The following is a 24,165-nucleotide window of genomic DNA, read 5'->3' on the forward strand; positions in this document are numbered from 1 at the left end:
GAGGGGGAGTTTGAAAGTGGAACCTGTATTATCTTTAAAAAATGTCCACAAAAAAATAGGTAAACATCATATTATCGACGATGTTTCATTCGATGTCTATCCGGGTGAAATCTTCGGGTTTCTTGGTCCAAACGGGGCAGGGAAAACAACGACGATCCGCATGATTGTCGGGCTGACGAATGTAACGAAAGGTGACATTACCATCAGCGGGCAAAGTATTGTGAAGGATTTTAAAAAGGCAATTGGCCATGTAGGCACAATTGTGGAAAATCCGGAAATGTACAAGTACCTGACCGCTGAAAAAAATCTGATTCACTTTGGACGTATGAGCAATAATGTCACAAAGGAAGACATCCAAAAGCGTTTGGAGCTTGTCCGACTGTCACACGTAAAGAATGAGAAGGTGCGTAAGTTTTCACTTGGTATGAAGCAGCGGCTGGGGATTGCCCAGGCAATGCTGCACAATCCAGATGTGTTGATTCTTGACGAGCCGACAAATGGATTGGATCCGGCCGGTGTTAAGGAAATGCGGGATTATCTGCGGAGAGTGGCAAAAGAAGAGAATGTCGCTATTTTGATCTCCAGTCATTTGCTGTCTGAGATTGAACTCATCTGTGACCGTTTCGCTATTATTCAGGAAGGCAAAATTGCCAAAGTCGAAAACGTGAAAGAAGAATCCGAAAAAGCGCTTAGTGCGAGCCATTTCATGCTTGAAACTAACGATGCTGGCAGGGCAAAAGAACTCATTGCTGATAAATTCCCTGCCATCGAAATGGAAATTCAGGACGATTATCTGCGTCTACTGGCCACAAAAGAACAAATAGGAGAAGTAATCACATTTTTAATTGGTAATAATGTCATTGTCTATCAATCTATTTTGGAAAAACAGTCACTGGAAGAACGCTTTTTTGAAGTGACAAGTGGGGGTGCATCCTAATGTTTTTTAAATTAATTCGTAATGAATGGATGAAGTTATTCAATAAAACAAGTACATATGTTATGTGCGGGTTGGTAATATTGGGGATTGCAGTTACTGCGGCTTTTACTTTTTACAATCAGCAGAATGAGCAGTTGCCCGGAGAGGAACAATGGCGGGCCGAGCTAACGCAGGAAAATAAAGAGTTAGCTAAACAGGAAAAGGAAACGAACAATCATTATATAGAGAGCCATGCAATCAATCAGCAGGCTATTAATGATTACAGAATGGAAAATGGTATTTCCCCGTATGAAAAAGAAAATGCCTGGACCTATATGGATACCAATGTGGCTTTGGTGGATCTTATCGGTGCATTTGTTATTATCGTTGGGGCATCCATCATTTCACATGAATTCAAAAATGGCACAATTAAATTGCTCCTTGTCCGATCAGCATCGAGAGTTCAATTACTTGCAGCTAAATTTGTAACCGTAATTCTTTTTGGGCTGTTCCTGCTGCTTCTGCTTTTTGTATGTTCGTTTTCGGTCGGAGGACTATTATTTGGATTTGATGGAGCGGCGACCCATATATCAGCAAGCGGCGGTGAAGTATACGAATGGTCACGCACACTGTACTTGGGAGTAAGTTATTTATCGAGCAGTGTTACCCTCTTAATGCTAACAGCACTTGCCTTTATGATCTCGAGTATTTTCAGAAGTGAGGCAATTGCGATTGCTGTTTCGATCGTGCTTTTGTTTATTGGCTCCATGGCAACAAATATCCTTGCAGTACTTACCGACTGGGCAAAATATTCACTGTTCGCCAACACGAATCTGAATTTGTATTTTGAGGGCGGTCCAATGGTTGAAGGGATGACATTGCAATTTTCGATTATTATGCTTGTTGTTTACCTGGCGCTGTTTTTGTCACTGTCCTTTATTATCTTTAAAAAGCGGGATGTCAGTATTTGATTTTAGAAAAGGTTGAGGGGGTTTCGAATGGAAACAAAAATCGTTGTCGGTGCCGGCGATTATAATAACAACCCTGGCTGGGTGCATACAAACGATGATGAGTTGGATTTGCTTAACGAAAAAACTTGGCAAAATCGGTTTAAAGAAAATTCTATTTCAGTTATTTTGGCAGAACATGTTTGGGAGCACCTTACTTATGATGAAGGGTTGGAAGCGGCAAGGCGCTGCCATAAATATTTAAAACAGGATGGCTATATCCGCTGCGCTGTGCCGGATGGATATTTTCCGGATGAAGACTATCAAAATACAATCCAAATCGGTGGTCCGGGGCCAATAGATCATCCGGCTGCCAGTCATAAAATTGTATATAACTATAACACATTAACGAATCTCTTTGAGAATGCCGGATTTGAAGTGAACCTGCTGGAATACTGCGATGAAAATGGCTGCTTCCATTATATTGATTGGGATCAACAGGATGGAGTCATTTTCCGCTCCAAAGAAGTTGATCCCAGAAATCAGGGGGCTGTGGTCAGGTTTCCATCCTTGATTTTAGACGCTATTAAAGGATAATGTAAGAATAATAATTTATCGAAGGGCGAAGCGAAATGAGAAAATATGAATGGGGAACGCGGGAAAATATCACACTTCTTTTTTTACATGGAATGGGTAGCACTGGTCAGAACTTCGGCGAATTGGCGGAGTATTTACCAGAATATCATGTCGTAGCTTTGGACTTGGTGGACAATGACCATCCTTATCCGGAAGATAGTGATTATCTGCCAACAAGCATGGCTGAAAAACTTGGACTGGAAATCAAAAACCTGGGTAAACAGAATATTTTCCTTGTTGGTCATTCCTGGGGTGCGCATCTTGCTTTATATGTTGCCAAGGCATATCCGGAGTTGGTCAAGGGAATAATTCTGCTTGACGGCGGATACATACAGGTGGGAGACGGTAATTCACTGGAGGATGAGCTTAAGAATATTGAGGAGTTCCACAATAGTATCCGTTTTTCTTCGTGGGAAGATTTCATAGAATCTGAGAAAAGTGAGATGCCAAGGTGGAACAAAGCGCTTGAGGCAGGGTCACGGTCACAAGTGAAAGAAATTAATGGAGAAATCCGCCTGGCTTTACCGATTACAGCAGCAAAAGCAGTTATTAAAGGAATTTATGCCGAACCGACGATGGATATTTTTTCACAGGTTTCCAGTCCGGTATTACTGCTGAGGAGTACGCTTCCGGAAGAAATGGAAAGTTTCCGGCAAAAAGAATCTGATGCCTTTGTAAAGAACACGCCTGATGCTGAGGTTCGGATTATCCCGGATACGACCCATAATATTTATCATGATGCCCCGGGGGAAGTGTCTGAGAATATAAAGGACTGGATTCATAAACAGAAAGACTAACAGAAACGGAGAATGATAGATGAAGTTTATATTATTGTTTGGTCCACAGGCTGTCGGAAAAATGACTGTTGGGCAGGAGTTGGCAAAAATAACTGATTTGAAGTTGTTACATAACCATATGACCATTGATCTACTGGAGCCGCTTTTCGGATTCAGCCCTGAAATGTGGCGGTTATCAACCATGTTTCGGCAGGAAATCTTTAAATCGGTTGCCAATAGTGAATTGCCGGGAATGATATTTACTTTCGTATGGGCATTTAACCGGAAAGAAGATTGGGAAGAAGTCGAAAAGATGTGCGGAATTTTCAGCTCCCAAGGCGGCGAAGTTTACCTGGTGGAACTCGAGGCGGATGTCGAAGAAAGGCTTAAACGGAATAAAACACCGAACAGATTGGAGAACAAACCCACAAAGCGAAATATTGAACAATCCGAAAAAGACCTGCTAGGGACATTGGGTACCGAACGGTTAAATTCTGTTGAAGGGGAAATTACGCAGAAGAATTATCTTCGCATCAACAATACGCATTTGAGTGCTGCTGAAACGGCAAAGCGCATTAAGAGGCATTTCAGTTTGTAAATCAAAACTAGTTGAACCTCGTATGTTTTCGATTTTGGAGGACATATTTTCCTTAATTTTAATAAAAAGTCACTTTTTTATTGCTTGAGGGGACATACGTTCCGTTATCGAAGGAATTTAACAGCAAAACACCACTGATTTTGATCAATAACGGAAAAAATGTCCGTGAACTTTATAAAAAACCTGTTTTTGGCACAAATAAAGGAATAAATGTCCGCATAAAAATTCCCTCCAAACAAACGCAAGAAAAAAAGCAGCATACCATTCATTGGGATGCTGCTTTTGATTTGAAAAACAGTCAATTAGCTTCCTGTTTCCCGAAAACCTGTATTAGCTCTTACTTTAACTTCCGCATAACGTTTCACATCCGACTCGCTGGATAGAACTGTACCCAGATAACCACCCAGGAATCCTAATGGTACAGATACCAGTGCAGGGTTGCTGAGCGGGAAAATTGGTTCCCCGGTAAACAGTGCTGCACCTTCTACAGGTGAGAACACACTAGGACTCATTGATACAAGGATTAATGCGGAGAATAACCCAACCATAATCGCTGTAATAGCCCCAGTTGTATTGAACCGCTTCCAGTATACCGTATAAAGAATAACTGGAAGGTTGGCACTTGCCGCAATACAAAAGGCCAAAGAGACAAGGAATGCCACGTTCAGGTATTGAGCAAACAATGCAAAGAGAATTGCAAGTACAGATACACCCAATGCTGCGTATTTTGCTGCTTTCATTTGCTGCTGATCAGATGCTTTTCCTTTTTTAATGATTTGACCGTATAAGTCATGCGCAAATGCTGATGCACCTGATAATACAAGACCTGCAACAACTGCCAGAATAGTGGCGAATGCAACCGCAGAAATGAACGCGAATAAGAATTCTCCGCCTAATGCCTCTGCCAGCAGTGGTGCTGCCATATTGCCGCCTGGGTTTGCTGCAAGGATATTTTGTTCACCAACGAATGCTGCTGCCCCGAATCCCAGAAATAATGTTAATACGTAAAAAATACCGATAATCCATGTTGCTGAAATAACTGACTTTCTCGCTGTCTTGGCATCTTTAACTGTAAAGAAGCGCATCAGGATGTGTGGCAGCCCGGCGGTTCCTAGTACAAGTGCAAGCATCAGAGAAAGTGTTCCCAGCGGCTCGGTGTACTTCAGACCCGGTTTCAAATAATCCGCCCCATGACTTGTTGCTGTTTTAACTTCATTGAACATTTCCATGATATTAAAGTTAAACTTCATTAAAACAAGGAATGAAATGATAACCATCCCAGCCATAAGCAGTACAGCTTTGACAATTTGAACCCAGCTGGTGGCAATCATTCCACCGAACAGTACATAAATCGTCATCATTACACCAACAATCAGAACTGCTATCCAGTATGGAATATCAAATAACAGCTGTATAAGTGCACCTGCGCCAACAAGCTGCGCAATCATATAAAATATCGAGATTGTGATGGTGCTTAATGCTGCGGCTCCTCTGACTTTTTTTGCATCGAAACGAGCATTAATCATATCCGCAAGTGTGTATTTACCAAGGTTTCTTAAAGGTTCTGCAACTAGAAACATAACAACCAGATACGCGATCAGGAACCCGATACTGTAAAAGAAACCATCGAATCCGTAAAGCGCAATCGATCCGGCAATACCAAGGAAAGATGCTGCCGATAAATAGTCACCGGATATGGCTACACCATTTTGGACCCCGGTTAATCCACCACCTGCAGTGTAGAAATCTCCGGTTGTCTGGGTTTTTTTGGATGCCCAGTACGTAATGGCAAGTGTTAAGGCGACAATTGCAAGGAATAGTACGACAACAGTTGTACTCATGATGCTTTCCCTCCATCCTTAATCTGTTCTGTAATGATTTCTTCTGCCTGTTCATCAAATGTTGCTGCTTTTTTTACATATATCGTACACAGTACCCAAGTCATGACAAATTGGGCAAAGGCAAAAATCCAAACCCAGGAAATATCACCAATAGCTGGTGTATTCAGGAATGTTGTATATGATGTGAAAATAGGCAACAGGAAATAAAAGATCAGGAAAAAGATTGTTAATGGTATAATGAACTTTTTCTTGTCGTCCATAAACTGTTTAAACTTGTTGCTTTCTACCACTTTTTCATAATTAATCTTACTCATACGTAGCCTCCTTAAAAATTTGGGGGAGGGGGTCCATGCCCCTCCGAAATAACCCGATAATTTAGTCCTCCATTGTTGATAAGTCACCTGTCGGCAGATCGAGCTCCCATGCCTTTAACACACGCCGCATAATTTTTCCGCTGCGGGTTTTTGGCAAAGAGTCACGGATTTCAATTTCTCTTGGTGCTGCATGGGCAGCGAGACCTTTTTTAACGAACAAGCTAAGTTCCTTCTCTAAATCGTCACTAGCTGAGTAACCAGCCTTAAGCGCAACGAATGCTTTGATAATATGGCCACGAACCGGGTCAGGTTTTCCGATTACTGCTGCTTCTGCAACGGAAGGGTGTTCAACAAGTTTACTTTCAACTTCAAATGGTCCAACGCGTTCTCCGGAAGTTTGAATAACGTCATCATCCCGGCCTTCAAACCAGAAGTAGCCTTCGTCGTCCATCGACGCCAGGTCACCTGAGTCAAACCATCCTTCAAATGGAAAGTACTGGTTAAAGCGTTCTTCATTTTTCCAGACAGTCCGCAGCATCGACGGCCAGCCTGCTTTAATACACAATTTACCCATTTGTCCCGGTGGAAGTTCATTTCCTTCATTGTCCAAAATAGCCGCTTCAACTCCCGGGAAAGGTCTTCCCATTGAGCCTGGCTTCATTACCATGCTCGGATAGTTGGCGATAATGACACCGCCTGTTTCTGTCATCCACCAATGGTCATGAATGCGCAAGCCATATACTTTTGTTCCCCAATGAACCACTTCAGCATTTAATGGTTCACCAACACTCAGGACGTGCCTTAGTGAAGTCAGATCAAAGTTATTTACGACTTCATCACCTGCTCCCATCAGTTTGCGGAATGCTGTTGGGGCACTCAGCCAAACGCTTACACGGTATTTTTCAATGGTTCCATACCAATCTTCCGGACTGAAGCGTCCACCGCGAATGAGGTTGGACACGCCATTCAGCCATGGACCAAACACCCCATATGAAGTGCCGGTAACCCATCCTGGATCGGCAGTACACCAGTAAATATCATCCTCTTTCAAATCCATAATCCATTTCGCCGTTTGATATTGCTGAATCATCGCATTATGGACGTGCAGGACGCCTTTTGGCTTCCCGGTTGAACCTGAAGTATAATGAAGAATCATGCCATCTTCGCGGTCAACCCATTCGATTTCCAGATCTCTTGAAGCTTCATCCATTTTGTTTTCGTAATGATAAAATTTCGTGTTGGCATCTTTAGGAGCATCGCCGCCTCCAACTAAAACAATATGTTCTAAATGTGGAAGTTCTTTGTATGGTACTCGTGGAAGTAATTCGGCTGTTGTGATTAACACAGAGGCATCACTGTTATCCAGACGGTCCCGGACCGCCTGTTCCATAAATGCTTCAAATAAAGGTCCGACAATTGCTCCGATTTTTAACGTTCCCAATAAGCTGACGTACAGCTCCGGTGACCTTGGCAGGAATAAAAAGACACGGTCCCCTTTTTGAATTCCCATGTCACGCAGCACATTTCCAAACTTATTTGACAGGAATTTCATATCCTGAAATGTATATTTCTCATCACGCTGGTTGTCACTGTAGTAGAGTGCCACTTTATTCCGTCGCCAGTTTTTAGTATGGCGGTCAATCGCTTCATGAGCCATGTTCACTCTTCCGGTTTCATGCCAGGAAAAGGACTTTTCAACATCACTCCATGAAAAATTGGCCCGGGCTTCATCATAATCCGGCATATTTGTATGCATTTTCTTTGGCGCAATCGTATTGCTCACGTTCATTCCCCCTTGAAAAAATTTTGATTAATGATGACTGCTATAAAAGACTGCTTTGTCAAAAAACTCCGTCCATCACCACCTGTATTGTAAGCGCTTACTATAAAGTATAACGGAAAATCAAAAGACTTATGGGAAAATCCGGTTCAATTGCAGATAATAGTGTTTGAATTGTTTTAATTAATTCATTAATGGTTAATTTTTGAATATTTCGATCAATATTTTTCTTGCTGACCTGCTGACCGGTAATGATGTACCATACTTATCGTTAAGTGTTACATTACTTGCGCCGTTGAACCATGGCGTGATTTCCCGGACATAATTCAGGTTCACCAAATAGCTTCTATGCACCCGAAAGAATGAAAGGCCTCGAAGTTTATCCTCCAATTCCTGCAATGTCATTCTGCTTTCAATTACTTCATCTTTTGTATGGATCTCAAGCAGGCGTTTAGCCGGAACTGCATAACAGATGGCGTCCGGAGATAACACAACCATTCTTTCTCCATCGTCAACGAGCAGCTTTGAAGCAGGTGTTTCATTCTGAGATGGTGTGTTTTTGTCTTCTTTTACATCCATTTGTGCGATTTTTTTTCGGACCCGTTTCATGGTCTTATGGAACCGGGAGTCATCATAAGGCTTCAGTAAATAATCGACAGCCTCAATTTCAAACGCATCAACGGCATATTCATCAAAAGCGGTTGTAAATACGAACAAAGGAGATTGAATATAAGCGAGTTCAGTAATTCGTTTTGCAGCCTCCACTCCGGTCATTCCCGGCATTTGAACGTCGAGAAAAATAACATCAGGCTCATGTTCCACATATAAGTCGATTAATTGCTGTCCGTTCTCAGCACTTGGATAAGTGATTACATCCGGTTCATTTTCCAGCAGGTAAATTAATTCTTCACGGGCTAACTGTTCATCCTCCGCAATCATGACATGAATATCTTTCATACAAGACACCTCCAGGTATCAATAAACTTTATACGGAATTTTAAAATAAACCTCACTGCCACTGGAAGGTAAATTGCGTATATGTAATCGTGCCTGTTCTCCCAGTAAACTGATTAAACGCTGATTGACATTATATAAACCTGCACCACTGTCCTCATTAGCTGTCATTGACTCATTGCCCGCCTTATCTAAGATATCCTCAGGAAAACCACTGCCATTGTCACTGACCGATACGTGAATAAATGTATCCTTCTTTTCAATGTTCACCTTGATCATTCCGCCACTTGTTATATTCTTCAAACCATGCTGGACACTGTTTTCAACAAGCGGCTGAATGGTTGATGGCGGGATAAACACCTGTGAAATACCATCTATTTCCGAAAAAAGGATTTGCAGCTGGTTGGAAAAGCGGGTCTGTACAATTTCAATATACGCTTTCACATGCTGGCATTCTTTCTCCAGATGTACGAGTGATGACGAGACAAGCCCGATATTGAACCGCATATAGTGTGCCAAATTAACTGTAATATGGCGTGCTTGTTCCGGATCCTTTCGAAACAATGCTGCTATCAGCTGGAGTGTGTTAAATAAAAAGTGCGGATTTATCTGTGCCTGGAGATTTCTCAGTTCAGCATCACGGACATGGGTTTTCAGTTTTTCGGTTGCAATGGAATTCAGCTGATTGGATATCAACTGTCCAAGACCCTGTGCCAGCATCAGCTCCACCGGGCGGATGTGCTGTGCTTTTTTGAAGTAAAATTTAACCAGTCCTGTCACATCATTCGCATCCACAAGCGGAATAATAATCGCGGCCTCCAATGGACAATTGGCATCCCTGCACTGGATTTCCGCACGGGAATAGGCAATTTGCATCTGTTTCGTGTGAATTGCCTGATGGGACAGGGCGGTAATAATCTGATCCCCTTCCCGGTGATGATCCTCACCAAGCCCCTTATGTGCCAGGACTTCTTTTTCATCTGTTACCGAAACAGCGGCCAGTTTCAACCGGGTATAGAGTAAATTGGCGATTCCGGCAGCCATTTCGCGGGAAGAATCTTTTTTCAAATAAGGAAGTGCCTCCTCGGCAATCGTAAAAGCCTGTTTGGTTGCCTGTGCCGCCTCATTTTCCTGTTCACGCAGGACAATGCTGATCATTGCTGTAAATATGGCGATTGCAATACTGTTGGACAAAACAAGCGGCAGTCCGATCGTGTTCACAATTTCAATCATGTTCTCTGAATTCGGTTCAAATATAAGCAGCAGCTGCATTTGCAGAACTGGTGGAAACACCCCGATAAACAATGCTTTTAAAGGAGATATAACCCGTTCATTTGAAAAAAACCGCGCCGTTAATCCTGCCAATAATCCGGTTAGTGGATTGACCAGCGCATTTGCTAAAAATCCGATTCCACCAAGATAAAAAAGATGGGTTCCGGCAATCACACCTGCCCCAAGTCCAACGACAGGACCTCCCAGCAGACCGGCGATAACAATAGCAACCAGACTGGAGCTGACAATCATTTGGTCATCACCGACAGGGCCGACAAATCCATGGGTTACAACAGCGCCATCCTCCATGATAATGCCTGTGATTGTTCCGGCTATTCCAAACAGACCAAACATACAGGCATGGACGAAAACCATTTTTCCGGAGTATTCACGATAAAGTAAGGATTTAAAGCCGGGTATACGGGTAAGTACGAAGGCAAGTACGAGCAATAACCCGATACGTTCAAACAAAATAATCGTCAAGTATTTCACTGGATGTCCTCCTTCGCATCGATCCCTGTCTGCGCTTTTATAAAGAATCGCTGGAAGTCATTACGGCTCTCTTTTGGACCGCGCGAGAATATCGAACCAAGGTATGCTCCCAAAAACCCAACCGGAATGGCAATGATGCCCGGGTTATGCAGCGGGAACAGCGGCTCCCTGGCAATCCAGCCACCATCCGGATTCATAATATGCGGTCCGAACAATAAGAGCGTCAGGGAAGCAATTAAACCGCATAACATTCCGATGATTGCCCCTGTCTGGGTGAATCCTTTCCAATATATGGTAAATAACAGAACGGGTAAATTACTTGAAGCTGCAACGATAAATGTCAATGAAACAAGGAATGTCACATTTATATTTTCCAGACCAAGGGCAAATAACGTGGAAATAAGCCCAACGACAAAGGCAGTCCACTGTGCAGCACGAACCTGTTTTTTCTCCGTCGTATTTCCTCTTTTAATGATGTGGTAAAAAATATCATGGGAAAAAGCGGTTGTAGCCGAAATGACCAAACCAGCGACTACCGCAACAATGGTTGTAAAGGATATTGCCGCAATAAAAGCCATCAGGAAATCCCCGCCAAGTTCATCTGCCAGTAATGGTGCAGCCAGATTTCCCGTTGGATCATGTGCGATTAATTCCTGATATCCGATAAGGGCAACGGTACCAAGTCCAAGAACGAGTGTGATTATGTAAAAAATTCCGATGATCCAGCTCGCGGTCAGGACGGATCTGCGTACTTCCCGTGTATTATGGACAGTGAAAAACCGAATCAGAATATGCGGAAGCCCAGCCGTTCCGAGAATTAACGCTAAATGAAGTGATATCGTTTCCAGTGGATTGCCGAATAAATTACCTGGCATAAAAAACTGTTCACCTAATGGAGTGCCCAGCTTCACCTGTTCAATCAGTTCGGCAATACTCCAATCAAACCTGGAAAATACAATTAATGAAAGCAAAAAAGTCCCGGACAGGAGTACTACCGTTTTCACAATCTGCACCCATGACGTTGCAAACATTCCTCCGAACACCACATAAACTGTCATTAGACTTCCGATAATAAGCACCGAGGTTGAATAATCGATATCAAGAAGCAACCGGATCAGGAGACCCGCAGCCACCAATTGTGGAATCATATATAAAATCGAAATGATAAACGCACCAATTGCCATCATCCAGCGTATCCTGTCACTCGGAAACCGCGAGCAGACAACATCCCCGAGAGAATAGGTGCCTAAATGATGAACAGGTTCTGCGATAAAAAATAACACTATTAAATAAGAGACCAAAAAACCAATCGCATACAAAAACCCATCAAAACCATTGATCGCAATTGTTCCTACAATCCCCAAAAAAGAAGCCGCACTTATGTAATCACCGGCAATTGCCAGTCCATTCTGTATCCCTGTTAAACTGCCGGCTGCAATATAAAATTGATTTGTCGTCTTACTTTGCTTTGCCGCCCAATATGTAATGATTAATGTACACACAATGATGCACAGGAAAAACAGGAAATAGGTAAGGTTCACAATTTCACCTTCCTTAAAGCCACTTTAAATATAGTAATTGTAATAATGTAAATATAGTAAATTTTCTTATCTTTAATAGTACTTGAAACGGTTTCATAAGTAAAGATTTCAGAGCTTTACAGAAAGGTGGGTAATTAGTATGAATGTGGTACTGTATTAATAAGGTTATGAAGGGCAAAAGGGAGTGGAAACGACGCTGAAAAGTGGTTCATCGGGGTTATGAAGGGCAAAAGGAAGCGGAAGCGACGCTGAAAAGTGGTTCATCGAGGTTATGAAGCACAAAATGAAGCGAAAACGTCGAAGAAAAGTGGTTCATCACGAATACGAAGGACGAAAGGAAGCGGAATCCTCTTTAAAATGTTTATCTAAAGGTGAGACTCGGGAACGGGATATGAACTGAAGAGGCTCGGCAGCACGACTTTTGGAAATCGAATATATTCTATATGCGTGGTGAGAGAGCCCCACTAAATAATGTGGAAAGCGATAAAGTTTATGAATAGAACCAAATAAAGAAATAGCGCTTGGAATTAAATATCCCAAGCACCGTATACAAATTATTAATCTATATTAATGTTTGGAACCATAACCCAAGTCCTGTTCCAATATAGTTTCCGATAATATAGCCGAGCGTACCAACAAGTAATATTGGTACAATGAGTTTGTTCCAGCCTTTTGCGATAGCCATCGCTGCAGCGGTTGTCGGGCCGCCAAGGTTTGCGTTACTTGCGAGTACGATTTCCTCCAGATTAAATTTAAACAATTTCCCTAACACAAGGGAGAACAGTAAATTCATCAGGACAATGATTAATACAAAAACAAGTAAAAGCGGTGCAGTTGTCACAACCAATGCAATTGATGCTGGTACACCGATGACAACGAAAAACAGATAGATTAAAAATGTTCCAAGTTCCTGTGTTCCCTGCAGTTTTTCAAAATGATTCGGGAAGATAAGAACCGCCAGCACGGTCAGTGTCGTTAGCATCAGATACTGGTCACCAATAATTGCACCAAGAATCTCGAAGAACATGTTCGCATCTTCACCACTTGGAATTACTCCGGCAAAAAAGTCAGCCAGGTTGAAGGATACAGCGACAAGGATGAATGCAGCAGCAACACTTGTGGCAATATCTTTTAAGGATATTTCTTTTCGTTTCCAGAATGAAGCTGCCTGTGTTTCACCCTCTTCACCGGAAATGCCGGACTCTACTTCCTCTATATGTGGTGTTTTGTATTTTTTCTGAAAAAAGTTAATTGCCGGGATTGCCATTAATACAAAGAAGAATAGTGCCATCATCGCATTGTCTGCAACAACTGTAGCAGAAACAAGTTCACCCGGTGCTTCAAATTTTGCGGCCATGGCTGCAAAATTTACGCCGCCTCCGGTGTAAGATCCTGCCATCATTGCACCTATCTTATCAAGATGCGGAATAACATCTTTCAGTAACATAAAGGATATAATCGTACCCGCGACAGTACCTATAGCGCTTAAGAGAAAAATAGTCAGCATTCGTCCGCTTTCCTGCCAGATTTTTTTAATATTTGCCTGGAATAAAAGAAGCGGAATAGCCAATGGTACGACATAACTCCAAACAGCATCATACACACTTGATTCAAGTGGAATAACGTTAAAATTTGCCAAAAGCATGGCACCAATCAGTGCAATAATTGCCCCTGAAACCTTCGATGCCCATGAATATTTTTGTTCCAAATAAATACTGACAGCTGCCCATCCTGTTAAAAACGCCCAAAGCGCCCATGTATTATCTGGAGAAATTAAAGATGTATCCAATTTTACTCACCCCAATGTAATTTTTTCGTTAGATAAAACTTTCTCTTGTATAAATATCAATGAATCAATAGGGTTTATCTATCAAACTCAACTAAAAATCAGGTGGTGTCATGGCCCAGACTGAAATTGATTTTTCGCCGGTTGGGTTGATATACCTGTGGGGAGTCATACTATTAAACGTAATGCTGTCCCCTTCTTCCAGAAGAATTTCTTCGTTTCCCAACATGACGACCAGCTTGCCCTGAAGGACCAAACCACACTCTTCTCCTTTATGGGTAACCAGTTTCCGGTCTTTCTGATGAGGGTTAAGCTCTACCAATACCATCTCTAAATTTTGCTTCAGAGGCGAGGAAAGCAATTGGTAGGTTACCTTTGATTCTGGCAGTGTAATAGTTTTCCGGTTATCTTTTCTTACAACGCCATCAGGCTCATCATCACCTGCGATAAGCGTGGCTATCGTTGTATCAAGCCCCTTGCACAGTTTATATACGGTTGTAATGGTAGGATCTGTATTACCTCTTTCAATTTGACTGATTGTTGCCATACTTACCTCGGATTTTATCGCGAGTTCGTTTAAAGAAAGGTTCTTTTGTTTTCGTAGTTTCTTAATAATACTGCCGTCAAACATTGCCTCTCCCCCAAACAGCTGAAGTGTTACTTATTATCCTGACTTTGTACCCTATCCTGCAGAAACTTCAGGGCATTCTTCCAGCAAATTTGCTCCACTTCTGCAGTTGTAAATCCTCTTCTTCTTAATTCATCAACTAATAAAGGAATGCCGGCAACACTCTCGAGATTCGTTGTAACCTGCTCATTGTTAAATCCCAGATTGTATCCCTTCAGATAATCAGTGAAGTCAAAGCCAAGTCCAATATGGTTGACGCCAACAAGATCGGCCATATAAACCAGGTGGTCAACATATTTTTCCAGCGATGGCTTGTGATCAGCAACAAATTCTGCATGTGCGTTGCCACCGATTAGTCCGTTGTGCCGGGCAATTTCTTTTATTTGGTCATCTGTCAAATTGCGCTCATGGTCGCAGATTCTTTTAGCATTACTGTGTGACGCTATTAGCGGAGCGTTTGTCTTTGCTGCAATATCCCAAAATGATGGTTCGTCCAGGTGCGACACATCAATAATCCAATCTTTGTTTTGCATTTTTTCAACTGCAAACTCCCCGGAATTTGTAAGTCCCCGACTGTGTGCTTGACAGCCGGTACCTGTTGCAAGAAAATTGGCTTCATTCCAGGCAAAAATTGAATGCCGGATATGAAGTTGATCAAGTTCATCCACCGCCCGGGAGATTTTTTCGGTATCAGATGAACCATCCCAGTCTTCCATAAAGCTTAGACCTTCAAGTCCTAGATATATAAATACTTTACTGCTGTTTTTGGATAAGTCCAAGTTAGCAGCAGATGTTACAATCTCAGCTTCTGAACATTCCTTGAAGTCATCGAGCGCATATTTTAGAAGCTGCCGGAAACGACGGATAGGATTCTCGCGAAACAGGGGCTCTACCCAAAAAACACAAATAAGTCCAATCACACCATTTTCTTTTAATTGTGGAAGGTGATACTTCTCAAACACCCTTGTTTCACCCTTTTCACGACGAAAGGCAATATCGGTGATGATATCTGAATGAAGGTCGATAATGTGCATTTTCTCCCTCCTTTTTATTATATTAAAATTTTTCTTTATATTTTTATATTACTAAAAACAGAAATCGCTTTCAAGAAAAATGACGATATTTGTCAGGTTGGAATGATAGATTGATAGATCTGTTTATCAGGCTAAGGACAAAAGTGTTTTATCAAAGGAAAAATCCGAACTGGGAAATAACGCATATAACCGCTCCGGAAATATACTTTGCTTATTTTTAGTATTGTTCATCTTTGCTTATCTGTTTACGTTTTGTCCCATCCTCCTTTACAATAGCTGAACATTCTTTTAACTATTTATAGGACTAACCTCCCCGCCATTGGAATATAATTTATTGAAACTATTCCAAAAGGGGAGATCATTTTTATGGCAAAGAAAGTCTTGATTATTGCGGGAGATGCTGTGGAGGCGTTGGAGATTTATTATCCTTATTTCAGATGTCTGGAGGAAGGTTTTGACACAACAATTGCTGCGGGTTCGGTACAGCAGCTGCATACGGTTGTTCATGATTTTGTTGGTTGGGAAACTTATACAGAGAAGGAAGGGTATCTTATTGAAGCGACAGCTGGTTTTGATGAGGTGGATCCGGCTGAATATGATGCGTTGATTATTCCGGGTGGTCGGGCGCCGGAGCATATTCGGCTGAATGAGTATGTTCCTGGGATTGTCAGCCACTTTTTTGAGACGAATAAGCCGGTTGCCGCAGTCTGCCATGCGGCACAAGTCCTTACGACGGCCAGGGAACATCTGCAGGGCCGTGAGATGACAGGGTATATAGCCTGCAAACCTGAAGTGGAAGCGGCAGGGTCTACGTATATTGAAGCACCACTGCACACTGACGGCAATCTGGTTTCCGGTCATGCATGGCCAGATATGCCAGGGCTTATGAGGGAGTTTGTAAAACAGGTTAATGAGAGATAGTTTTCAGCTGATAACCTTGAGCTAGTTTTTTTAGCATTTCGGAAATCAATATGCTCTTCTTAGGTTAATTTAGGATGATATAGCAATAAAAGGCTCCCCCAAACTTTATTATATCTAGTTTGGGGGAGCTCTAATTTCTCATATAATGACTTCGTGAATACGATTTTCAACGTTTGGTTAACCCGGTATCATCAAAAAATTCTCTTACAAGCGCTATAAACCGCATAACGATTGGCGACAGGTAACGATTTTTATCATAAGCAAGATAAACAATCCGCGAGATGTCTGCTCCGTGAATATTTTTAATCGAGCAGTTAGTCTGTTTCGCATAACGGACGTAATTTTCCGGAACGACGGTTATGCCCAGCCCGTCTTCCACCAGACTGCACCCCGTTTCAAACCGCTCAATCTCAAACTGAATATTCGGCTTAACACCGGATTTGCTGAACGCACTCAGGATATCCCTTCTTGTCTGAAATCCTTCCTTACATACGATAAAATTTTCCCCTTCCAAATCACTAATCTGCAGTGTTTCCCGCTTGCTCAACTCGTGAGTTGGCGGGATGAGCGCGACAAGGTTCTCCTCATATATCGGGATCGTTTCAATATCTTCCTTATGAATGTATTGATTGGTAATTGCCAGATGGATATCAAAGTTGTTCAATGCCTTCTCAACATCGCTCAGACTTAATGTTTCCAGTAAGCTGACACGCACATCCTGATATTCTTTTTTAAAGTGAGTCAGGATGTCAGGAACAAAAAACATCGAAGACTCAATTAATCCGATTGATAATTCGAGCGGTCCCTGTTGTCTCAGCCGGACCATCTCATCGGAAACGTGGCTATAATGATTCAACAGTTTCTTAGACTCCTGGTATAATATTTTTCCTTCCTTTGTAACCCGCAAATCCCTTGAACTTCTGTCAATCAGGGTTATACCAAGCTCGTTTTCCAGTTTTTTAATTGCTGCACTTAACGAAGGCTGGGAAATATGCAGCGTGTTTGCGGCGCGAGTATATGTTGTCTGTTCTACAAGTGTACTAAAGTATTTTAGTTGGCGTAAATCCATGTTAACGCTCCTCGCTATAGTCAAAAACTATAGAAATATAAAAAATATGTATTAGTAATTATACCATAGATAAATTATAATATTAATTAAAGTAATTATTTTCAGAAATCAACATGACTCAGAGGTGATTAACGATTTACAAAGTATCAGATGAAAGCCTGTGGAGCGGAAGGGTTGATGATGGGTCAGATTCATCTCATTTTCGGTTCCATCAGGTTATTAAGGTTCAGGATATTAATAAATTGGTAAAAAATGATAGCGCTTTCGGAGTCATTGGGTTTTCCAGTGATGAAGGTGTAAGGCGGAACAAAGGGCGTCTTGGTGCAGCTAAGGCACCTGATGAGATCCGTAAGTTCCTGGCAAAACTTCCATATAAATTGGATGAAAAGATAGAAACAATCGATACAGGTAATGTAGTTTGCGAAAATGATGATTTGGAAAAAGCGCAGGCTGAGCTCGGAAGGCGAGTTAACAAGCTTTTTGATAACGCCATGACACCGGTCATTATTGGTGGCGGACATGAAACATTATATGGTCATTACCTTGGGGTGAGAGAGTATATAGGTACTGACAAGACGCTTGGGATTGTGAATATTGATGCTCATTTTGATATGCGGGATGACCCGCAACCATCATCAGGCACTATGTTCAGGCAGATTCTCGACCAGGATGACCAGGCTGGCTATTTGTGTCTCGGAATCCAGGAGTTCGGCAATACAAAAGCATTGTTCGAGACAGCAGACAAATACGGCTGTAACTATATGATGGAAGATGAGATTGAAGCGGACAATTTTCAGCATACATTTAAGAAGATTGATAGCTTTTCAAAGGAATATGACTATATCATGATGACTTTGTGCACCGATTCCATTATTTCGTCAGCGGCACCGGGTGTAAGTGCACCATCACCATTGGGGCTCGATCCGAAGACGGTAAAAAAATTAATGACGTACATTGCTGCAAAAGAGAATATACTCAGCTTTGACATTTCCGAGGTTAATCCACTGGTTGATGAAAATAACAAAACCGTACGGCTGGCGGCATATTTTTTGGCGGAAACGATGAGGAGTTTTAACAAAAAGCATGTGTAATGGTGACGACAGGTAAAGGCGTTTTTAAAACTAAACGGGGAGATGATGAAATGGCAACGAAAAAACAAGTCACACAATATCGTGGTACAGAATTGAATACGAAGGGCTGGCTTCAGGAAGCAGCATTGCGGATGCTGAATAATAACCTGAATCCGGAAGTGGCTGAAAACCCGGATGAGTTAGTTGTATATGGCGGGATCGGGAAAGCGGCAAGAAATTGGGAATCCTATGAAGCAATTGTCCGTGAATTGAAGCAGCTTGAGGACAATGAGACACTTTTAGTTCAGTCAGGTAAGCCGGTTGCAGTGTTCCGTACACACAAAGATGCACCGAAAGTTTTGATTGCCAACTCTAATCTGGTTCCAGCCTGGGCAAATTGGGATCACTTTAATGAATTGGACCAAAAAGGCCTGATGATGTATGGACAGATGACTGCCGGTAGCTGGATATACATTGGAAGCCAGGGCATTGTGCAGGGAACTTATGAAACATTTGCTGAATGTGGAAAGCAGCATTTCGATGGAAGTCTGAAAGGAACGATTACGCTCACGGCAGGTCTTGGCGGTATGGGTGGTGCACAGCCGCTTGCGGTTACATTAAATGAAGGTGTTTGTATTGCCGTTGAAGTCGACCAGCACCGAATTAACCGTCGACTGGAAACGAAATATCTCGATACACAGGCAAATGACCTGGATGAAGCGATTAAAATGGCAAAAGAAGCCCGTAACCAGGGGAAAGCATTATCAATCGGCCTATTAGGAAATGCAGCGGAACTTTTGCCGGAAATGATCGCAAAAGGGTTCATCCCGGATGTTTTGACAGATCAGACTTCATCCCATGACCCGAAGAATGGCTATGTACCGGTTAATATGACGTTGCAGGAAGCGGCGGATTTACGAGCAAAAGATCCGGCACAATACACAAAGCTGTCACGTAATAGTATCGCCCGTCACGTGGAGGCCATGCTGGATATGCAACAGAAGGGTGCAATTACATTCGACTATGGAAATAATATTCGTCAGGTTGCCAAGGATGAAGGCGTGGAAAATGCCTTTGATTTTCCGGGATTTGTTCCAGCATATATACGTCCGCAGTTCTGCGAAGGAAAAGGGCCATTCCGGTGGGTAGCGTTATCCGGTGATCCGGAAGACATTTACAAAACAGATGAAGTTATTTTAAAAGAATTCAGTTACAATGAGTCACTTTGCAAATGGATTGAAATGGCCCGGGAGAAAATCAGCTTTCAGGGACTTCCTTCCCGGATTTGCTGGTTAGGTTACGGAGAACGTGCCCGTTTTGGAAAAATCATCAATGACATGGTGGCAAGCGGGGAACTGAAGGCACCAATTGTTATCGGCCGCGACCATCTGGATTCCGGTTCCGTAGCATCACCAAACAGGGAGACAGAAGGAATGAAAGACGGCAGTGATGCGGTTGCCGACTGGCCGATTCTGAATGCACTGATCAACAGTGTCGGCGGTGCGAGCTGGGTAAGTGTTCACCATGGCGGCGGTGTCGGCATGGGTTACTCGCTTCACGCCGGGATGGTAATCGTTGCTGATGGTACGAAAGAAGCGGAAGAACGGCTGGAGCGGGTGTTAACGACAGACCCTGGCATGGGAATTGTCAGACACGTTGATGCGGGATATGAACTTGCCGAGGAAACAGCACGCGAAAAAGGCGTTCAGATTCCAATGTTAAAAAACAAAGGAGAGTAATGGAATGTCACAAGCACTTTTTATAAAAAATGCTAAACAACTGATAACGATGAAAGGTCATACAGATAAGCCGGCAAAAAAAGGTGCGATGAGTGAGCTGGATATCATTGAAAATGGCAGTTTACTTATCGAGGATGGAAAAATCACCGCAGTTGGAAAACATGAAGAGGTCGAACAGAAGTATAAGGATGTGATATCTGGGGCCAAGCATATTGATGCATCAGGCAAAACTGTCACCCCCGGGCTGATCGACCCGCATACCCATCTGGTACACGCAGGCACACGGGAAAACGAATATGCCATGCGTCTCAAAGGCAAGACCTACATGGAAATCATGAATGCCGGTGGAGGTATTCATGCAACAACCAGAGCAACAAAGGAAGCGGATTTTGAGCAATTATACAAAGAATCGAAGCAGCGTCTGGACACATTTTTTGAATATGGTGTAACAACCGTTGAGGCAAAGAGTGGGTATGGTCTATCACTGGAGCATGAACTTAAGCAGCTTGAAGTTGCCAAAAAACTGAATGAAGATCATCCGATTGATATTGTTTCTACATTTATGGGAGCGCATGCAGTTCCAATTGAAGAAAAGAACAACCAGGATGCTTTTGTGGACCGGGTAATCCAGGAAATGATCCCCGAAGTTGCCGAAAAAGGACTGGCAATATTCAATGACGTATTTTGCGAGCGTGGTGTGTTTACACCGGAACAGTCAAAGCGAATTTTGGAAGCCGGGAAAGAATATGGCCTTATTCCGAAGATACATGCTGATGAGATTGAGCCTTATGGTGGTGCAGAACTTGCTGCCGAGGTGGGTGCTATTTCAGCGGATCATTTGTTGAAAGCATCAGATGACGGCATCCGCAAAATGGCTGAAAATAATGTGATGGGTGTTTTACTGCCTGGTACTGCATTCTTCCTGATGGCAGAGTTTGCTGATGCACGGAAAATGATTGACAACGGTGTACCTGTTGCACTGTCCACTGACGCAAACCCGGGATCATCACCAACGATTTCACTGCAATTTATCATGAATCTTGGCTGCCTGAAAATGGGCATGACACCGGAAGAAGTATTAACTGCAACAACGATTAATGCTGCACATGCCATTAATTGCGCTGACAGGATTGGAAGTCTGGAGGTGGGTAAACAAGCTGACATAGCCATTTTCGATATTCCTAACTATATGGTGATGTCGTACAAGTATGGAATGAATCACATCGATACCGTGATTAAAGGAGGGAAGCAGGTCGTTAATGGAAAACAACTGCAATAAGGAAAGGCTGTTTGGAAAGTGATTGTTGTTTGATGAAAAAAATGTTCGGCGATTTTCCGCTCAAGCTCATTGACAACAATCACTGCTTAAAAAGAATATCAGGGAGGTTTAAAATATGGCAAATCCTCAACGAGATATTACTTTACAGGAAAAGAAGAATAACACAAATGGAACAAACATGCTGAAGTTTTTTATCTACAGTTTTATCGGTGCTTTTACCTTTTTTATTCCGATCACGATAAACGGTACGTCAACCATTCCACTGGATCATATGGTTACATTCGTGGAAGAGAATTTCACAGCAGCGGTACCATATTATATTTTGCTTGTGATTATTTTTGGTGCGGTGTACCCGTTTGTAAATAAGTCCTGGAATAAAGATGCTGTCAATATGGGACTGTCGGCTTTTAAAGTAATCGGGATGATTGTAGCTTTCATGCTTGTATTTGACTTTGGTCCGGCTTGGCTGTTTAATCCGGATATGGGACCGTTTTTATTTAATAGTCTAGTAACATCTGTAGGTATCCTGGTTCCAATCGGGGCAGTATTTCTTGCCCTGTTGGTCGGATATGGTTTACTGGAGTTTATTGGCGTTATTGTACAGCCAATCATGCGCCCGGTCTGGAAAACGCCCGGCCGTTCAGCGATTGATGCAGTAGCATCTTTCGTCGGAAGTTATTCAATTGGACTATTGATTACGAACAAAGTGTTTAAAGAAGGGAAATATACGATTAAGGAAGCAACGATTATCGCAACAGGTTTCTCAACTGTTTCTGCAACATTCATGATTGTTGTAGCAAACACACTTGGCCTGATGGAAATCTGGAATACCTATTTCTGGGTAACGTTAGTAGTAACATTCCTGGTAACAGCCATCACCGTCCGAATCTGGCCGTTAAATAAAATAAGTGAAGAATATTATGATGGTGAAGGTTCACCGGAAGAGGAAGTTAAAGGCAGTCGAGTCAAGGCAGCATGGGATCAAGGGATGGATGCTGCAGAAAATTCATTACCAATCTTTAAAAATGTCTGGGTAAACCTGAAAGACGGATTCATTATGGCAGCGTCTATATTACCATCGATCCTGTCAGTCGGTCTGCTTGGGTTGATCCTGGCAACCTATACACCAGTCTTTGATATCCTGGGTTATATTTTCTATCCATTTACCTGGCTTGTACAGTTGCCGGAGCCACTACTCGCGGCGAAAGCTTCAGCAATTGAGATTGCCGAAATGTTTTTACCGGCATTATTGGTAGTGGAAGCTTCTATGGTCACAAAATTTATGATCGGAGTTCTGTCTGTATCAGCAATTATCTTCTTCTCAGCACTGGTTCCGTGTATTCTATCAACGGAAATTCCAGTCAGTATCCCGAAATTGATTGTAATTTGGATTGAGCGTACAATTCTAACAATTCTGATTGCCACACCAATAGCTTTCTTGCTGTTGTAAAGAGACAATATGATTAAAATTTGTGCTTAGTAGCGGATGTTACTAGGCTTTTTTGTTTGAATTATTTAATACAGAAGTGTGTCAATTCCAAATATGCTAAAATATTATTAGTTACATTGGTACTGAGATGGGGTAAAGGATTTATGCCCAATATTATACTTTTATTTGTTTATGTCATTGGAGGGAAATTATCATGAAACTAGTTAGCTATAAAACAAAAGCGAAAACTGACTCGCTTCGGATAGGATTCATGCTTGACGAAAAGGTAATCGATCTTAAGGAAGCATATAGCCAAATGCTTAAATCCAAGCAGGAAGCTGAGTCTGATCCGCTTCCGTCAGACCCAACAGCATTTTTTTCTATTGGAAATGATGCTGTTGCCAAGGCAAAAGTAGTATATCATTTTGTTAAAGAACATAATGTAGAAGATATCAGCTTTGACCGGGAGGAGGTCTATTTATCCACTCCAATCCCAGAACCGTCAAAGATTATTTGTGTTGGGAAAAATTATGCCGAACATGCTACTGAAATGAAGAGTGACATCCCCGATTTCCCAGTTCTTTTCGCAAAGTTCCCCAATGCTCTTATCGGACCTGAAGCGGCAATTGAAAAAAATAATGCCACACAGAAGCTTGATTACGAAGTTGAACTTACGGCAGTGATTGGTAAAGAAGCGTCTCATGTCAATAAAGAACATGCCCTCGATTATATTGCCGGGTACACAATTGGCAATGATATTTCTGCCCGTGATTTACAGAAGCGGACACCACAATGGCTCCAGGGAAAAACACTGGACAACAGTACCCCAATCGGCCCTTGGGTTGTTACTGCGGACGAAGTTGGTAATCCCGGCAATCTATCCATACGTTCATTGGTTAATGGAGAAGAGCGCCAGTCTTCCAATACGGAGCATTTAATTTTTGATATACCGTTTTTAATCGAATTCATTTCCAATCTAATCACGCTGAAACCGGGAGACATCATCATGACAGGTACCCCAAATGGCGTAGGATTCGCTATGGACCCACCCCAATTTTTAAATGCCGGGGATACTGTAACAGTGGAAATCGATAAAATTGGCCGGATGGAGAATAAAGTGGTGGATAAATAGATTCAGAATCC

General features: G+C 42.3%; 21 protein-coding genes. 11 read left to right on the plus strand and 10 right to left on the minus strand.

Annotation, left to right across the window (positions count from 1 at the left end):
• The first annotated feature begins 16 nt into the window (after nucleotides 1-16).
• From G6R02_RS00720 to G6R02_RS00740, 5 genes are read left to right on the plus strand one after another with little or no spacing between them, the layout of a single operon-like run.
• Entirely contained in the window at nucleotides 17-937 is a 921-nt protein-coding gene (locus G6R02_RS00720) for an ABC transporter ATP-binding protein (protein WP_164667326.1), read from the plus strand.
• On the plus strand, nucleotides 937-1,887 hold the full coding sequence (locus G6R02_RS00725) for an ABC transporter permease (RefSeq protein ID WP_164667327.1): 951 nt from the start codon (nucleotides 937-939) through the stop codon (nucleotides 1,885-1,887). The genes G6R02_RS00720 and G6R02_RS00725 overlap by 1 nt, the downstream gene beginning before the upstream one ends.
• A 27-nt stretch (nucleotides 1,888-1,914) precedes the next feature.
• A complete protein-coding gene (locus G6R02_RS00730; RefSeq protein WP_164667328.1) occupies nucleotides 1,915-2,460 on the plus strand; it encodes a class I SAM-dependent methyltransferase in 546 nt (181 codons plus the stop codon).
• A gap of 35 nt (nucleotides 2,461-2,495) precedes the next feature.
• Nucleotides 2,496-3,296 (plus strand): alpha/beta fold hydrolase, encoded by an 801-nt coding sequence (locus tag G6R02_RS00735; RefSeq protein WP_164667329.1) that lies wholly within the window; start codon nucleotides 2,496-2,498, stop codon nucleotides 3,294-3,296.
• 19 nt (nucleotides 3,297-3,315) lie between these two features.
• The gene (locus G6R02_RS00740; protein WP_164667330.1) at nucleotides 3,316-3,873 is read left to right on the plus strand and encodes a DEAD/DEAH box helicase family protein; all 558 of its coding nucleotides are present in this window, start codon (nucleotides 3,316-3,318) and stop codon (nucleotides 3,871-3,873) included.
• Between the two features lie 302 nt (nucleotides 3,874-4,175).
• On the opposite strand, the gene G6R02_RS00745 is transcribed toward G6R02_RS00740, so the two are convergent.
• The 9 genes from G6R02_RS00745 to G6R02_RS00785 all read right to left on the minus strand — a co-directional run bounded on the left by G6R02_RS00745 (nucleotide 4,176) and on the right by G6R02_RS00785 (nucleotide 15,515).
• On the minus strand, nucleotides 4,176-5,714 hold the full coding sequence (locus tag G6R02_RS00745; RefSeq protein ID WP_164667331.1) for a solute symporter family protein: 1,539 nt from the start codon (nucleotides 5,712-5,714) through the stop codon (nucleotides 4,176-4,178).
• On the minus strand, nucleotides 5,711-6,028 hold the full coding sequence (locus tag G6R02_RS00750) for a DUF485 domain-containing protein (RefSeq protein ID WP_164667332.1): 318 nt from the start codon (nucleotides 6,026-6,028) through the stop codon (nucleotides 5,711-5,713). Before G6R02_RS00750 ends, G6R02_RS00745 begins: the two co-directional genes overlap by 4 nt.
• 61 nt (nucleotides 6,029-6,089) lie before the next feature.
• Nucleotides 6,090-7,817 carry an acetate--CoA ligase gene (gene acsA / locus G6R02_RS00755; RefSeq protein WP_164667333.1) on the minus strand — a complete coding sequence of 576 codons (1,728 nt, stop codon included), beginning with the start codon at nucleotides 7,815-7,817 and terminating at the stop codon, nucleotides 6,090-6,092.
• Between the two features lie 189 nt (nucleotides 7,818-8,006).
• A complete protein-coding gene (locus G6R02_RS00760; RefSeq protein WP_164667334.1) occupies nucleotides 8,007-8,765 on the minus strand; it encodes a LytR/AlgR family response regulator transcription factor in 759 nt (252 codons plus the stop codon).
• 18 nt (nucleotides 8,766-8,783) lie between these two features.
• Complete coding sequence (locus G6R02_RS00765; RefSeq protein WP_164667335.1) at nucleotides 8,784-10,526, minus strand: LytS/YhcK type 5TM receptor domain-containing protein; 1,743 nt, start codon at nucleotides 10,524-10,526, stop codon at nucleotides 8,784-8,786.
• Nucleotides 10,523-12,067 (minus strand): solute symporter family protein, encoded by a 1,545-nt coding sequence (locus G6R02_RS00770; RefSeq protein WP_164667336.1) that lies wholly within the window; start codon nucleotides 12,065-12,067, stop codon nucleotides 10,523-10,525. The genes G6R02_RS00765 and G6R02_RS00770 overlap by 4 nt, the downstream gene beginning before the upstream one ends.
• Nucleotides 12,068-12,629: 562 nt before the next feature.
• The gene (locus G6R02_RS00775; RefSeq protein WP_164667337.1) at nucleotides 12,630-13,856 is read right to left on the minus strand and encodes a DUF819 family protein; all 1,227 of its coding nucleotides are present in this window, start codon (nucleotides 13,854-13,856) and stop codon (nucleotides 12,630-12,632) included.
• A gap of 91 nt (nucleotides 13,857-13,947) precedes the next feature.
• A complete protein-coding gene (locus tag G6R02_RS00780; protein WP_164667338.1) occupies nucleotides 13,948-14,484 on the minus strand; it encodes a helix-turn-helix domain-containing protein in 537 nt (178 codons plus the stop codon).
• A gap of 26 nt (nucleotides 14,485-14,510) precedes the next feature.
• A complete protein-coding gene (locus G6R02_RS00785) occupies nucleotides 14,511-15,515 on the minus strand; it encodes a dipeptidase (RefSeq protein WP_164667339.1) in 1,005 nt (334 codons plus the stop codon).
• A gap of 366 nt (nucleotides 15,516-15,881) precedes the next feature.
• Here G6R02_RS00785 and G6R02_RS00790 point away from each other — a divergent pair, with 366 nt between their 5' ends.
• Nucleotides 15,882-16,436: a DJ-1/PfpI family protein gene (locus G6R02_RS00790; RefSeq protein WP_164667340.1), complete on the plus strand. Its 555-nt coding sequence runs from the start codon at nucleotides 15,882-15,884 to the stop codon at nucleotides 16,434-16,436.
• A gap of 166 nt (nucleotides 16,437-16,602) precedes the next feature.
• On the opposite strand, the gene G6R02_RS00795 is transcribed toward G6R02_RS00790, so the two are convergent.
• Nucleotides 16,603-17,505 carry a LysR family transcriptional regulator gene (locus tag G6R02_RS00795; protein ID WP_164667341.1) on the minus strand — a complete coding sequence of 301 codons (903 nt, stop codon included), beginning with the start codon at nucleotides 17,503-17,505 and terminating at the stop codon, nucleotides 16,603-16,605.
• A 134-nt stretch (nucleotides 17,506-17,639) separates the two neighbouring features.
• Between G6R02_RS00795 and hutG the strand changes: the two genes are divergently transcribed.
• The 5 genes from hutG (at nucleotide 17,640) to G6R02_RS00820 (ending at nucleotide 24,154) form a co-directional block, all read left to right on the plus strand.
• Entirely contained in the window at nucleotides 17,640-18,596 is a 957-nt protein-coding gene (hutG, locus tag G6R02_RS00800) for a formimidoylglutamase (protein ID WP_164670276.1), read from the plus strand.
• 50 nt (nucleotides 18,597-18,646) lie between these two features.
• Entirely contained in the window at nucleotides 18,647-20,314 is a 1,668-nt protein-coding gene (gene hutU, locus G6R02_RS00805; protein ID WP_164667342.1) for a urocanate hydratase, read from the plus strand.
• Between the two features lie 4 nt (nucleotides 20,315-20,318).
• Nucleotides 20,319-21,593, plus strand: a complete 1,275-nt coding sequence (gene hutI / locus G6R02_RS00810) for an imidazolonepropionase (protein WP_164667343.1) — start codon at nucleotides 20,319-20,321, stop codon at nucleotides 21,591-21,593.
• 115 nt (nucleotides 21,594-21,708) lie between these two features.
• A complete protein-coding gene (locus tag G6R02_RS00815; RefSeq protein ID WP_164667344.1) occupies nucleotides 21,709-23,043 on the plus strand; it encodes a YjiH family protein in 1,335 nt (444 codons plus the stop codon).
• Nucleotides 23,044-23,236: 193 nt separating this feature from the next.
• Entirely contained in the window at nucleotides 23,237-24,154 is a 918-nt protein-coding gene (locus G6R02_RS00820; protein WP_164667345.1) for a fumarylacetoacetate hydrolase family protein, read from the plus strand.
• Nucleotides 24,155-24,165: the final 11 nt, after the last annotated feature.

Origin of the sequence: Virgibacillus doumboii (genome assembly GCF_902806455.1) — a bacterium.
In the GTDB taxonomy this organism is placed as follows: domain Bacteria; phylum Bacillota; class Bacilli; order Bacillales; family Amphibacillaceae; genus Lentibacillus; species Lentibacillus doumboii.

Coding starts and splice junctions, on each gene's coding strand:
- hutI (WP_164667343.1), top strand. CDS start 20,319: ATGTCACAAGCACTTTTTATAAAAAATGCTAAACAACTGATAACGATG.
- G6R02_RS00750 (WP_164667332.1), bottom strand. CDS start 6,028: ATGAGTAAGATTAATTATGAAAAAGTGGTAGAAAGCAACAAGTTTAAA.
- G6R02_RS00745 (WP_164667331.1), bottom strand. CDS start 5,714: ATGAGTACAACTGTTGTCGTACTATTCCTTGCAATTGTCGCCTTAACA.
- hutU (WP_164667342.1), top strand. CDS start 18,647: ATGGCAACGAAAAAACAAGTCACACAATATCGTGGTACAGAATTGAAT.
- G6R02_RS00785 (WP_164667339.1), bottom strand. CDS start 15,515: ATGCACATTATCGACCTTCATTCAGATATCATCACCGATATTGCCTTT.
- G6R02_RS00820 (WP_164667345.1), top strand. CDS start 23,237: ATGAAACTAGTTAGCTATAAAACAAAAGCGAAAACTGACTCGCTTCGG.
- G6R02_RS00815 (WP_164667344.1), top strand. CDS start 21,709: ATGGCAAATCCTCAACGAGATATTACTTTACAGGAAAAGAAGAATAAC.
- G6R02_RS00725 (WP_164667327.1), top strand. CDS start 937: ATGTTTTTTAAATTAATTCGTAATGAATGGATGAAGTTATTCAATAAA.
- G6R02_RS00790 (WP_164667340.1), top strand. CDS start 15,882: ATGGCAAAGAAAGTCTTGATTATTGCGGGAGATGCTGTGGAGGCGTTG.
- G6R02_RS00730 (WP_164667328.1), top strand. CDS start 1,915: ATGGAAACAAAAATCGTTGTCGGTGCCGGCGATTATAATAACAACCCT.
- G6R02_RS00735 (WP_164667329.1), top strand. CDS start 2,496: ATGAGAAAATATGAATGGGGAACGCGGGAAAATATCACACTTCTTTTT.
- acsA (WP_164667333.1), bottom strand. CDS start 7,817: ATGAACGTGAGCAATACGATTGCGCCAAAGAAAATGCATACAAATATG.
- G6R02_RS00780 (WP_164667338.1), bottom strand. CDS start 14,484: ATGTTTGACGGCAGTATTATTAAGAAACTACGAAAACAAAAGAACCTT.
- G6R02_RS00760 (WP_164667334.1), bottom strand. CDS start 8,765: ATGAAAGATATTCATGTCATGATTGCGGAGGATGAACAGTTAGCCCGT.
- G6R02_RS00740 (WP_164667330.1), top strand. CDS start 3,316: ATGAAGTTTATATTATTGTTTGGTCCACAGGCTGTCGGAAAAATGACT.
- G6R02_RS00795 (WP_164667341.1), bottom strand. CDS start 17,505: ATGGATTTACGCCAACTAAAATACTTTAGTACACTTGTAGAACAGACA.